Below are 12,639 nucleotides of genomic sequence, written 5' to 3'. Positions count from 1 at the left end.
CCGCCCGCCAGGCCGGGCCAGTAGACGAGCGCAGTCGTGCCCAGCAAGGCAACCAGGATCATCCAGCACATCGCTGGCTTCATTGCTGCGCTCAGGTCTCGCATGCGAACCATCGATTGGCGGAGTGGCGCGCGCGATGTTAAATCATCGACATGGTCGACGGCGCACCTCTGCCGCTGCTTTCGGAGCCGCTCCGTGGCTTCCCCGACAGTACGATTGTCGGCACGCCAGGACTGCCTATGGCTTCCACATGGCCCGTTGTCGCGGAGTCACGCAAGGTTCGCCCGGGCAAACCCGCTCAACGCGTAATCGGCGCGATCAAGACCGAGTTGATGAAGACGGCGCTTTCGTCTTCAGGCACGCCCTGCTCCTTCATGCCCGTGCGCAGCGAGTCGATCAATCGCGCCTTCTTGTAGAAATTTGGCTTGCGCGTTCGCATGAACTCGGCGACGCGCCCGTTGAGCTTGGCAAATTTCTGGCTTTTCTTTGCACTGTCGTCGCGCCGCAGCGCAGTCGACTTGCGAAGTCGCGCGTATTCGATCGCCACCGACGATGCGAATTCGGTAACCTCGTGCGTGTCGAACCACCGAAACATGATGCTCCCGTTCTCCGTCTCGTTGTCGTCATCATGACGCACGGCGACCCCACGCGCCAAGAGTTCCTCCCATCCGCCTGCGGAGTCGGTCAATGTTCAAGAAACTGTTCGGTCGCAAGGCAGCGGTACCGGGTAAAGCGGAGTCGGACGACCATCGGGTTCAACTAGCGCCCACCGAACCGCTCGACGTATTGATCGCGCAAGGCAATGCACTCGAAGATGCAGGCGACGTGCGTGCCGCAGCAGACGTGTACGAGGACGTCGTCCGCCGGGCTCCGGACTACTGGCGCGGTTTTCTCAACCTCGGAAACGCATTGCGACTGCTTGGTCGGATGGAGGAAGCCGCGTCACGGTACCGGCAGGCGATTGCACTGGAGCCATCGAGCCCCGCCGGCCATCTCAATCTCGCCAACGTACTTCTTGCGAGCGGGGAAAACGGACCCGCTGCGGAAAGCTACCGCAACGCGTTGCGCCATCGGCCTGGATGGGCGGACGCATGGTTCGGGCTGGGCGGCGCACTCGACCGCGATGAGACGCGCATGGAAGCGATCGACGCATTTGAGCGCGCGCTTGACGCGGATCCTGGCCATGGAATGGCGCCTGCAAGGCTGGCGCGAGCGCTCGTGAAAAATGGCGGATTCGCGTCGGCGCGAGCAGTGATTGCTTCGGCGCTCGCTCGGGAACCAGGAAACAGCCACGCACTGGCCGCAAGAGGCTCACTTGAACAGGACAGCGGCGACAGCGTGGCCGCGGCTCAAACGTGGCGCACGGTCGTCACCGCTGATCCCGCAAACTGGGAAACCTGGAGCAGCTACCTCTTCGCGCTCAATTTCATCGTCGGCGTCGACAACGAAACCATCCTTGCCGAACACCGACGCTTCGAAGAGCAGTTGACCTCGTCCGTGACGCCGATGCGACCAGCGATCCCATCGAATGGAGGCAAACGACTTCGAATCGGTTACGTGTCGGCAGACTTCAGGCGGCACTCGGTGTCGTGCTTCATCGAAGGGCTGCTCCGCCACCATGATCACGCCAACTTCGAGGTGTACTGCTATTACAACCATGCCTCGCTCGACGAGATAACCGCGCGTTTACGCGCATTGTCCGATCACTGGTGTGACATTGCCGGCGTCGACGACGACGCCGTGGCGCAACGCATCGCCGATGACGGGATTGATATCCTCGTCGATCTCGGGGGACATACGACCGGCAATCGTCTCCCCGTCTTCGCCCGCAAGCCGGCACCGCTTCAGTTCACGTGGCTTGGCTATCTGTGCACGACGGGCCTCGACTCGATTGACTATCGCATTTGCGATGCGATCACCGATCCCGTCGGCATCACGGAGCGTTGGCAGGTGGAGACGCCGGCGCGGCTCCCGGGCGCGCAGTGGTGCTATCAACCGCAGGTCGCGCTCCCTGACGTCACACGACTGCCGATGCTCGACAACGGCTATTGGACTTTCGGTTCGTTCAACCAGTCGTCCAAGCTCAACGTGGAATTGCTGCACACCTGGGCAGGCATCATTGCCGCGTTCCCGGAAAGCCGCATGCGTTTCGTCGGCGTCACGGACCCGATCCTGAGGGAGAGAATCCTTGCAGCCTTCTCGGCCCACGCCGTTTCACCGGATCGCATCGACATTGAAGGCCGCATCCCGATCGATGCGTACTTTGCCGCGCACGCAGACATCGATATCGCGTTTGATTCGTTTCCCTACAACGGAGCGACGACGACATGCGACGCACTTGTCATGGGCGTACCGGTCGTCACAGTTCTGGGTGATCGCGCAATCTCCCGTGGTGCCATGAGCCTGCTGACAAATCTCGACATGGCCGACTGGGTCGCACCATCCCCCGACGCCCTCTCGGACCTTCTCAAGCATCACCTGCGGGATCCTGAGCGCGTGGCTGGAATCCGCGCCGGATTGCGATCGAGGATGCAAGGCTCCAGCCTGATGGATGCCGAGCGGTTCACTCGCGAGATGGAGTCGATCTTTCGCGGGGCGTGGCGTCAGCGCTGTCCAGGCTGAGCCTAAATCGTCCTACAGCGCACTGCATTCCGACAAAAACGGAATCGCTTCAACGCCGCCTGCACAGCGCCATGGTCCACGGCAATGGCGAATGCACGTCGATCACCTCGAAACGCCGTTCGAGAAGCTTCAGGAATGCCGACCGACTCCAGTGATTGACGTGCCCCGGCGTGTTCCCGAAGTCCGCCAGATATTTTCCGCGCGCCATGTTCAACACTCGCCACAGCGGCTCTCGTGGCACGCTGACGACCAAGTGCGAAAGGGTCAGCTCCGCGAGGACATCGACCGCGCGTTGGGGATCGTCGAGGTGCTCAAGCACTTCGCAGCAGATCACCAGTGGCGCGCGCTCCGAGACGACATCGATCGATTCGATGGGTTGCGTCCAGAACGCGGCATCCACCCGCGCAGCGATCGCCCGCGAGCGTGCCTCTTCAATGATTTCGGGAGATATGTCGCATCCGCGGACAGTGAATCCGCGCCCCGCCAAGCGGATCGACAGTTCTCCTTCGCCACAGCCGATTTCCAATGCTGCGCTGATCGGAACTTGCGCGCAAAGCGAATCGAACGCACCGAGAAACCCGTCCATCAGCCGTCGTGCGATGGGATTGCCGGTGCGGTACTTGTCGTAGAAATTGCCTGCGGGCTGTGGTCGTGTGCTCACTCGGCGCGCTCGCTCGTGGCCGGTTCGTGCCGGTCGGATGCACACGTGGTGGCTTGCTCAACCCGACGCAGCCGCCAGTCGATGCCTTCGAGCAACCGGCGATTCACCGCGAGAAGATCGGCGAGGAACCCGATCAGGAACGCGATCAGACCGATCGTGATCGATGCGGCGGCGAGCATTGCAGACTGGACATGACCCGAGCCTTGGCCCATCGCCTTGTAGACGAGGTACCAGCCCGCAGCTGCAACGCCGAGCAGCAGGAAAAACGCCGCAATCATCCAGAAGAACATCAACGGGCGATAGGTCGCGAAAATGCGAACGATCGTCGATGCGGATCGCCAGACATACCGACCGATGCTCTTCACGAGCCGGGACGGACGAAGATCCGGATTGGTGCGGATCGGCACGGACAGAACGCGAATGTTGCTGTGCCCGGCCTGGATGATCGTCTCCAGCGTGTAGGTGTACGAACTGAACACGTTGAGACGCTGAGCCGCCTCGCGCGTGAACGCGCGGAACCCGCTCGGCGCATCGGCGACCTGCGTATTGCTGGCCATCCGCACGACCTTGCTGCCGAGTCCCTGCAGTTTTTTCTTGAGCCAGGAAAAATGCTCGGTATCCGCGATCGGGCGTGAGCCGATCACCATCTCGGCGCGGCCTTCGATGATCGGCCGCACGAGGGTCTCGATGTCGCGGGCGTCGTATTGGTTGTCGGCGTCGGTATTGACGATGATGTCAGCACCACTGTCGATCGCAGTCTGCAGACCGGTCATGAAGGCGGCAGCCAGGCCGCGATTCACCGGATGGCGCACGATACGATCGACGCCGAGCTCGGCTGCAACCCTGCTTGTCTGGTCCGACGATCCATCGTCGATCACCAGCCACTCCACGACATCGCAGCCGGCGACCTGGCGCGGAAGTTGAGGGATTGCGTGCGGCAGCGATTGCGCTTCGTTGTAGCAGGGAACCTGGATGACCAGCTTCATCGTGAACCCTCAACCGAAGTGGGCATTCGACGGCCGTTCCCGATAATCATGCATCCGAAGCCCTCATGGGTGACTTGATTTGCAAGTCTAGTCGAAGCCGTTGGCGAACACGGTGTCATAGGCTGGCTGGGCCAACTCGTAGGCCCCGATGTCCGCCCGTGACCCGGCAACTCGCGGGGCACCGCGCTGGTCCGTTGGCAGGCCAAAGAAATTGTCGCCGGCGTCTATGGCGGGACTGCCGGACAGCAACGCGTGACTCCACGTCGGGCCGCCATTGTCGGCAAGCGCACCCAGCATCGGGTCGGACACCAGCGTGTCGGAGGGCACGGTGATCAATGTGTCCCATGATGCGATCAGGTTGGAGTTGCCAGCGACCGACACGGGAGCAGTAAAAGGTCCTCCGTTGGCCGTGGACAAATCAGCCGCGTGAGTCGATGTGTCGGCAGCCGTGTTGTTGGCGATGATGCTGCTGTGAATCAGCAGCGCGTCTGGAAAACCGAGGAAATAAACGCCGCCAGTCGAGTGCGTCGCGTGATTGCCAGTGATCGTGCTGTTCTCGATGGTCAACGCGTACAGTCCGCCGAGTCCGCCATCGAACTGGGCGGAGTTTCCGGAGATCGTGGTGTCGATGATCGTCACGCCACGTGAATAGTGATCGATGTCGTTGCGGTCCTCCGATTTCGACAGGCCACCGCCGCCAAACGAGGATATGTTTCCCGTGACCAGCGATTTCTCGAGCACGATGTTGCGCAGTCCCAGGACGCCGCCGCCATACGCAACTTGCGTTCCGCTGGCTTCATTCGCGCTGATCGTGGACTCGACGATGTGAATGTCGCCGACGGCGAACACGCCTCCCCCGCCCGTGAAGCCGAACGCTGAAAGCCCGGTGCCTGCGACCGAATTTCCGTTGACGACACTTCGCGTGAGCAGCAATTGTCCACCCACGAACATTCCACCACCGGCGGCGTCTGCCACGGCATTCGAAGCGCTCGATGCGCTGATCGTGCTGGACGTGACGTCGAGATCGCCGAGCACGCCGATCGCGCCACCCTGCACGGACTGCACCGATGCTGATACATGACAATCGGTGACCGTGACGTGATCGAGGCTGACATTTCCGGAGGATGCGATGCAGGCGGCCTGCTCACTGGTCGAATACCCATGCGCGATCGTCAGATGCGTGATCTTCAACGACCCGATGTTGGGCGGCGCATTGCCATGCACGAACACCTGGTCTGCACCGCCGCCGTCGATCGTCAGCATCGCATCCGTCGGGCCACGGATCGTCACGGAGCCCAGCGGATGCGGGCCGGTGGCGCTCATGTCGATCGGACCCTGCGTCAACGTGATCGAGCTGCACGTGAGGCCACCGAGATCCACGTCGGCACCTCCAGCCGCTTCGGACAGGATTGTCCGCAAGGTTCCCGGACTCCCATCGTCCAGGCAGCTGGTGACCGGAACTGCGACTAGCGACGTCGCTCCGGCGTGAGACGCATTGCATGCGAACAGAGTCACCAGCGCCGCCGCCAGCGGGCTTAGCTTGCAGGAACGTTTGATCGTATTCGAGTCTTTCACCGTTTCCCCTCCATGTGACGATCAAACGTGCGCTCGTGCGCTCGGACCGTTCGCCGGATCTTAACCCCCGGGGCATACAGAACGCGCTGTTCCGGACAAGAAGGCTCAGGGTATCCAGAGTCCACGAATGGCGGCGACTCCCTGCGCGCCGGACATCTGCGCGGCAACGATGTCATCCGATTCCAGGCCGCCCAACGCGTACACCGGCAACGTCGCGCGCGCGACGATTTCGGCAAAGCGGTCCCATTCCAGTGGCTCGGCGTCTGGATGATCCGGTGTGGCATACACCGGCGACAGGGTCACGAAATCCGCGCCGATGCGAGTGGCGTGGGCGATCTCCGCCTCGTCGTGACAGGAGACGCCGACAAGATGACTGGCCGACAGCGGGCGCTGGACCAGCGAAGCAGCGACGCGTGCCGGCAGATGCACGCCGTCGAGACCGAGCACGCCAGCAAGGCGCCAATCGGAATTGACGAGAAGTTGTGCGCCGTAGGTGTGGCAGAGATTGCGTGCGCTGCGGGCAACGCGCCCAAGTGCATCAAGCGGCCATCCTGGCAGTCGCAGCTGGATCAGGCGGACGCCACGACGGCATGCGCGCTCGATGCCTTGCATCACCGCGTCGGATTCGGTCGGCTTCAGTGCGGGCGTGATGAGATAGCGATCGGGCAGGCGCAGCGCGGTGAGCACCGGGCGATCGGCGGGCGGCATGGGTACGCGATCGAGATCCGAGGAGGCCATCCAGGCAATGCGCTGCCCTTCGTTCGACTGCGGCGTTCCCGACCATGCGGTGACGTGCCACACGTCGAGCACGATGTCCTTTCCGGGGTACGAATGCGGAATGCCGATCAGCGGGCGAGCCGATTCAACGGTGATGCCGATCTCTTCGCGCAACTCGCGTGCAAGCGCATCGACCGGCGCCTCGCCGTCTTCGCATTTGCCACCGGGAAACTCCCACAGCCCGGCGAGGTGCTTGCCGGGGGGGCGTTCGGTGAGGAGGATGCGTCCGTTCGCGTCGCGCAGGACGCCGGCAACCACGTGGATCGGCGCGGTCACCGGCACGAACGGAGTCGGATCAGTCGATCCGGCCGTGGCACTGCTTGAACTTCTTCCCGGATCCGCAGGGGCATGGATCGTTGCGACCGACTTTCGGCGTGTCGCGCTGCATCGGCAACTGCTGCAATGTCGTCGGCTGCATCACGCCTGCCTCGGGGTCTGCCGGCAGGTCGGCTGCGGAAAATCCTGCGGCGTCGGCGTGCTGGAACTGCATGGCGCGGGCTTGTGCCTCGGCCTGCTCGCGCTGCTGTCGCTCCATCGCTTCGACTTCGTCTTCACTGCGGATCCGGATGCGCGCGATCATCTGCACGACCTCGTGCTTGATCCTGCCGAGCATGCTTTCGAACAGCTCGAAGGCCTCGCGCTGGAATTCCTGCTTCGGCTGCTTCTGCGCATATCCGCGCAGGTAAATGCCCTGCCGCAGGTAATCCATGTTCGACAGATGATCTTTCCAGCTGTTGTCGACGACGGTCAGCATCACGTGCTTTTCGAGCCCGCGCATCACCTCGGAGCCGATCATCGCTTCCTTCTCGCGGAACAGGCGATCGACTCCCGACTGGACGTGCTCCAGAACCGCATTCGCATCCGCTTCGGTCTGATCGTCAAGCCATTGCTTGAGATTCATCTGCAGGCCGAAGTCGGACAGCAGCTCGGCTTCGAGCCCGGCAAAATTCCATTGTTCGTCGATCGAATCGCGCGGCACGTAGCGATGGACGAGATCGACGACGACATCCTGACGGATGTTGGCGATCGTCTCGGCGACGCTTTCGCTGTCGAGAAGCTCGTTGCGCTGCTGGTAGATCACCTTGCGCTGGTCGTTGGCGGTGTCGTCGAACTCGAGCAGGTGCTTGCGGATGTCGAAGTTGTGCGCTTCGACCTTGCGTTGAGCCTTTTCGATCTGCCGGCTGACCATGCGGTCCTGGATCGCGTCGTCTTCCTTCATGCCGAACATGCGCATCAGACGCGCGACGCCCTCGCCCATGAAGATGCGGATCAGGTTGTCTTCGAGCGACAGGTAGAAGCGGCTGGAGCCGGCATCGCCCTGGCGACCGGAACGTCCGCGCAGCTGGTTGTCGATGCGGCGCGACTCGTGCCGCTCGGTGCCGACGATGCGCAGGCCGCCCAGCGCCAGCACTTCGTCGTGGCGCTTCTGCCAGTCTTCCGTCACGCGTTGGCGTTCGGCCGGCGTCGCATCTTCGGGAAGTGCTTCCAGCTCCGCCTCGAGGTTTCCGCCGAGCTTGATGTCGGTGCCGCGACCGGCCATGTTCGTCGCGATGGTGATTGCGTTCGGGCGGCCGGCCTGCCCGACGATGTGCGCCTCGCGCTCGTGCTGCTTGGCGTTCAACACTTCGTGCGGCACGCCGCGCTTTTTCAGCAGATCTGAAAGCAGTTCGGACATCTCGATCGATGCGGTTCCGACGAGCACCGGCTGGCCGCGCTCGTGCGTCTCCTTGATGTCCTCGACAATCGCGTCGTACTTCGGCCCGACCTTGAGAAAGATGACGTCGGCTTCGTCCTTGCGCACCATCGGGCGGTGCGTCGGAATCACCACCACTTCGAGGCCATAGATCGACTGGAACTCGTACGCTTCGGTATCCGCCGTGCCGGTCATGCCGGACAGCTTCTTGTACATGCGGAACAGGTTCTGGAACGTGATCGACGCGAGCGTCTGATTCTCGCGCTGGATCGGCACGCCTTCCTTCGCTTCGACCGCCTGGTGCAGGCCGTCGGACCAGCGACGTCCGGCAAGCGTGCGTCCGGTGAACTCGTCGACGATGATCACTTCGCCGTCGCGCACAATGTAATCGACGTCGCGCTGATAGATCACGTTCGCGCGCAACGCGGCATTGAGGTGATGCACCACCGCGATGTGCTGCGAGTCGTACAGGCCTTCGTCTTCGCCGATGATGCCGTCCTCGCGCAACAGATCCTCGGCGTGCTGCATGCCCTCTTCGGACAGGTGCGCCTGCTTCTGTTTCTCGTCGACCCAGTAATCGCCGGGCGGCGGCGGCTCGTTCGGGGTCGGTTCCTTCGTCTGGCGCGTCATCCGCGGCACGATGCGGTTGACCTTCACGTAGAGCTGTGGCGATTCGTCCGACGGACCCGAGATGATCAGCGGCGTGCGGGCCTCATCGATCAGGATCGAGTCCACCTCGTCGACGATCGCGTAGTTCAGACCGCGCTGATAGCGCTGGTCCTTGCTCAACGTCATGTTGTCGCGCAGGTAGTCGAAGCCGAATTCGTTGTTGGTGCCGTACGTGATGTCGGCCGCGTAGGCGGCGCGCTTGTCGGCGTGATCCATGCCCGGCCAGACGACGCCCACCTCGAGTCCGAGGAATTCGTACACCTTGCCCATCCAGGCGGCATCGCGCTTCGCCAGATAGTCGTTGACGGTGATGACATGGACGCCCTTTCCTTCAAGGGCATTGAGATACACGGGCAGCGTGCCGACCAGGGTCTTGCCTTCGCCGGTGCGCATCTCGGCGATCTTGCCGCTGTGCAACACCATGCCGCCGATCATCTGCACATCGTAGTGTCGCTGCCCAAGGACGCGGTGCGCCGCTTCCCTGACCGTCGCGAACGCTTCCGGAAGAAGGCTGTCGAGCGTGGCGCCGTCGGCCAGACGTTGACGGAATTCGACCGTTTTGGCTTTCAGCTGGTCGTCGGAGAGCGCTTGGCACTGCGGCTCCAGCGCATTGATCTGCGCCACGGATTTGCCGAGCTGGCGCAACACGCGTTCGTTGCGGCTGCCGAAAATGCGCGTCAGGAAGCTGTTGAGCATGGATGGTCTTCGATTGAGAGTCGGATGCCGCGCGGGCGCGGTCAGGTCTTTGCGGGACGTCCGGCATGGACGGCGGGTCTCGCGTGCGATACGTCCGCATGCGCGACGCAGCCGACGATGATACGGCTCCCCCACGACACAAGCCAGTTTTGTGCGGGTGGTCGCCCTTTCAAGTGCGCCGATGATTCTGCGAACGGGCGGGTGTCGGCTCTGTCGTCCGCGGCGCCTGTGCTACCGGACGCGCCTGCGCAGCCGCGATCGGCGTGACCAGAAGCCGTTCAGCCGCGCGCCGCGCGGGTCGACTTGACGTAGGCCATCGGATTGACCGCGTGGCCGTTCAACCACACTTCGAAGTGGCAATGCGCTCCGGTCGAACGCCCGGTGGAACCCACCTTGGCGACGATCTGCCCGGCGTGCACACGCGTGCCCACTTCGGTGATGAGAGCCGAGTTGTGCGCGTAGCGCGTCATGTACCCGTTGCCGTGATCGATCTCGATGACATTTCCATAGCCATTTCGCTCGCCCGCAAAGGTGACGACGCCATCGGCCACGGCACTGACCTGCGTTCCCATCGGCGCGGAGAAGTCGACCCCCATGTGGATCGCCTGATGCCCGTCGAACGGGTCGGAGCGGTCACCAAAACCCGACGAGATGTAACCCTGGGCCACAGGCATGCCACTGGGAAGCAACGCATTGTCGATTTTGCGATCACGCAGGAGGTTTTCCAGCACGTCCAGCTGCGACTGCTGGCGGTCGAACTCGGCGCGCAGATTGTCGATGCCGCTCTGGAAGGGCAACGCCATCGTGACGCCGTTCGCGGGCTCCTCCGGACCACCGAGAGCTGGCTCGGAGGCAAAGTCGAATTCGCCATCGTCGAGCTTGCCCACTTGGGTCAGGCGCTCGCCGAGGGCATTGAGTCGGGTTGCCTGCGCCTGCAATTTTCCGAGCTGCAGCGCGAGTGCATCGAGGTTGCGGTGGGAATCGGTATCCAGTGCCCCCAACCGATCCCGCTGGGCGGCAACGAGTGTCTGCAGTTGCGCCACTTCGCCCAGATCTGCACGCCGCGGATTGTCCAGCAGCAGGGTCGCGCCGACACCCATCGCAACGAAGAACAGCGCGCATCCGCCGACCACCGCCGCTGCGAGCATTCGGCCGCGCCGTCCTGCCAGATCGATTGTTGCTGGCAGGAAACGCGCGTTGCGGACGATAATGATATTCATGCTTCAGCTGACCGGTTCGTGTTCGTCATGCCGCCACGTCGCAATCTCCTCAGTGACCCCGCGAAAGGCCTGAAGCCTGTCGCGGAGTGCATCGCGCTCGATGCGCTCGCGGACCGCGCGCGCGCACTGGATGCACTCGATGAGAGACTGCGCCACCTTTTGCCTGCCGCGGTTGCCCGCGAGACGAGGCTCGCGGACGTGCGCAACGGGCGAATCGTCTTCCTGGCGTCCAGCGCGACATGGGCCAGCCGAATCAGACTCCATCAATCGAGCCTGCTTGCCGAAGCCCGCATCGCCGTGGGCGACACTGTCGAACGTTTCGCCGTGAAAGTGGCGCCCTTGCCGACTGTCCCCCCGGACCCGACAAAGCCGAAACCGCTTTCCTCCGCCACCGCACGCCACCTGCGCGCAACAGCGAAATCCCTTTCCGATCCTGAAATGCAGGACCTCTACCTGAAGCTTGCGTCCATTGCCTCGGACGAATGATTTCCTTGATCCCGGCCGGGGCGGCTCGGGCTGACGCGCACGACCTTCAGGCGAAGGTCCTGGATTCATCTGCGGGCCGGGCGTCCTGCCTTGGCCTGCGTCGGACGATGTCCCTCGGGAGGACACTTGCCGCTCCGATTCGACGTCTTCGCGCCTTCACCGGACTGGCACCTTACCCGTGCCGACATTCAATTCCTGTGATGCGCGTCGCTCAAGGCGCGACGAGTACACTTTTTCGCAATGTGCTAGACCGCCTGCGCCGGATGGGCATAGGAAATCGGGGCGGAACTCTCGTCCTCGAAGCTCACTTCTTCCCACGCCGCCGCGTCGGCGATCAGGGTGCGAAGCAGCTTGTTGTTGAGCTCGTGACCGGATTTGTAGCCGTAGAACGCGCCAATCAAGCTGTGTCCAAGAAGGTACAGATCGCCAATCGCGTCGAGGATCTTGTGCTTGACGAATTCGTCCTCGTAACGGAGGCCGTCCTCGTTCAGCACGCGGTAGTCGTCGAGCACGATGGCGTTGTCCATCGAACCGCCCAGTGCGAGGTTCTTCTCGCGCAGCATCTCGATGTCGCGCATGAAGCCGAACGTTCGCGCGCGGCTTACTTCCTTGACGAATGAGGTCGTCGAGAAGTCGATCTCCGAGGTGGAGGTCCGCTTGGTGAACATCGGATGGTTGAAGTCGATCGAGAACCCAACCTTGAAGCCGTCGAACGGCTCGAACCGTGCCCACTTGTCGCCGTCACGCACGGTGATCGGCTTCTTGATGCGAATGAAGCGCTTCGCCTTCGCCTGTTCCTCGATTCCGGCCGACTGCAGCAGGAAGACGAAGGGACCGGCGCTGCCGTCCATGATCGGCACTTCGGGCGCCGAAAGGTCGACGTAGGCATTGTCGATACCCAGCCCGGCCATGGCCGAGAGAAGGTGTTCGATCGTCGCGACGCGGACGTCACCCTTCACGAGGGTCGTGGAGAGGCGGGTGTCGCCTACGTTTTCGCAACAGGAGCGGATATCCACCGGGTTCGGCAGATCGACGCGGCGAAAAACAATGCCGGTGTCGACGGTTGCCGGTCGCAAGGTCATGTAAACCTTGTCGCCCGTGTGAAGACCCACGCCCGTCGCCCTGATGACGTTCTTGAGCGTGCGCTGTCTGATCATTTTTATGGTTTGACCCCTGGGGCAGGAGTTTGCAAAACGCCGGCGAGGTTAACACAGGGTGAAGGGGCTGAGAAGTTCAGGCGATGTATACGCCCCA

10 protein-coding genes are annotated in these 12,639 nt (G+C 62.6%); 2 read left to right on the top strand and 8 right to left on the bottom strand.

Features of this window, described 5'->3' with window-relative positions:
• Positions 1-298 precede the first annotated feature (298 nt).
• On the bottom strand, positions 299-595 hold the full coding sequence (locus ABIV12_RS05755) for a hypothetical protein (RefSeq protein WP_348057159.1): 297 nt from the start codon (positions 593-595) through the stop codon (positions 299-301).
• 92 nt (positions 596-687) lie between these two features.
• On the opposite strand from ABIV12_RS05755, the gene ABIV12_RS05750 reads away from it, so the two are divergent.
• Positions 688-2,622 (top strand): tetratricopeptide repeat protein, encoded by a 1,935-nt coding sequence (locus ABIV12_RS05750; protein WP_348057157.1) that lies wholly within the window; start codon positions 688-690, stop codon positions 2,620-2,622.
• 49 nt (positions 2,623-2,671) lie between these two features.
• On the opposite strand, the gene ABIV12_RS05745 is transcribed toward ABIV12_RS05750, so the two are convergent.
• The 6 genes from ABIV12_RS05745 to ABIV12_RS05720 form a co-directional block, all read right to left on the bottom strand.
• Entirely contained in the window at positions 2,672-3,283 is a 612-nt protein-coding gene (locus tag ABIV12_RS05745; RefSeq protein ID WP_348057155.1) for a methyltransferase domain-containing protein, read from the bottom strand.
• Positions 3,280-4,269, bottom strand: coding sequence for a glycosyltransferase family 2 protein (locus ABIV12_RS05740; protein ID WP_348057153.1), 990 nt, complete (start codon positions 4,267-4,269; stop codon positions 3,280-3,282). The genes ABIV12_RS05745 and ABIV12_RS05740 overlap by 4 nt, the downstream gene beginning before the upstream one ends.
• 87 nt (positions 4,270-4,356) lie before the next feature.
• Positions 4,357-5,688: a choice-of-anchor Q domain-containing protein gene (locus ABIV12_RS05735; protein WP_348057151.1), complete on the bottom strand. Its 1,332-nt coding sequence runs from the start codon at positions 5,686-5,688 to the stop codon at positions 4,357-4,359.
• Positions 5,689-5,949: 261 nt separating this feature from the next.
• The gene (locus tag ABIV12_RS05730; protein ID WP_348057149.1) at positions 5,950-6,897 is read right to left on the bottom strand and encodes a Nudix family hydrolase; all 948 of its coding nucleotides are present in this window, start codon (positions 6,895-6,897) and stop codon (positions 5,950-5,952) included.
• Between the two features lie 19 nt (positions 6,898-6,916).
• The gene (gene secA, locus ABIV12_RS05725; protein ID WP_348057147.1) at positions 6,917-9,679 is read right to left on the bottom strand and encodes a preprotein translocase subunit SecA; all 2,763 of its coding nucleotides are present in this window, start codon (positions 9,677-9,679) and stop codon (positions 6,917-6,919) included.
• A 278-nt stretch (positions 9,680-9,957) separates the two neighbouring features.
• A complete protein-coding gene (locus ABIV12_RS05720; RefSeq protein ID WP_348057145.1) occupies positions 9,958-10,251 on the bottom strand; it encodes a M23 family metallopeptidase in 294 nt (97 codons plus the stop codon).
• On the opposite strand from ABIV12_RS05720, the gene ABIV12_RS05715 reads away from it, so the two are divergent.
• Entirely contained in the window at positions 10,162-11,385 is a 1,224-nt protein-coding gene (locus ABIV12_RS05715; protein ID WP_348057140.1) for a DciA family protein, read from the top strand. The genes ABIV12_RS05720 and ABIV12_RS05715 overlap by 90 nt on opposite strands.
• Positions 11,386-11,630: 245 nt before the next feature.
• Here ABIV12_RS05715 and lpxC read toward each other — a convergent pair whose 3' ends face one another.
• Positions 11,631-12,542: a UDP-3-O-acyl-N-acetylglucosamine deacetylase gene (lpxC, locus tag ABIV12_RS05710; RefSeq protein WP_348057138.1), complete on the bottom strand. Its 912-nt coding sequence runs from the start codon at positions 12,540-12,542 to the stop codon at positions 11,631-11,633.
• Positions 12,543-12,639 lie beyond the last annotated feature (97 nt).

This window comes from Dokdonella sp. (genome assembly GCF_039926425.1).
In the GTDB taxonomy this organism is placed as follows: Bacteria; Pseudomonadota; Gammaproteobacteria; order Xanthomonadales; family Rhodanobacteraceae; genus Dokdonella_A.
This window is presented reverse-complemented; position numbering and strand designations above follow the sequence as displayed.

Bases quoted from the DNA above. Each gene is read 5' to 3' on its own strand.
- ABIV12_RS05755 (WP_348057159.1), bottom strand. From the start codon at position 595: ATGTTTCGGTGGTTCGACACGCACGAGGTTACCGAATTCGCATCGTCG.
- ABIV12_RS05750 (WP_348057157.1), top strand. From the start codon at position 688: ATGTTCAAGAAACTGTTCGGTCGCAAGGCAGCGGTACCGGGTAAAGCG.
- secA (WP_348057147.1), bottom strand. From the start codon at position 9,679: ATGCTCAACAGCTTCCTGACGCGCATTTTCGGCAGCCGCAACGAACGC.
- ABIV12_RS05740 (WP_348057153.1), bottom strand. From the start codon at position 4,269: ATGAAGCTGGTCATCCAGGTTCCCTGCTACAACGAAGCGCAATCGCTG.
- lpxC (WP_348057138.1), bottom strand. From the start codon at position 12,542: ATGATCAGACAGCGCACGCTCAAGAACGTCATCAGGGCGACGGGCGTG.
- ABIV12_RS05720 (WP_348057145.1), bottom strand. From the start codon at position 10,251: ATGGGAACGCAGGTCAGTGCCGTGGCCGATGGCGTCGTCACCTTTGCG.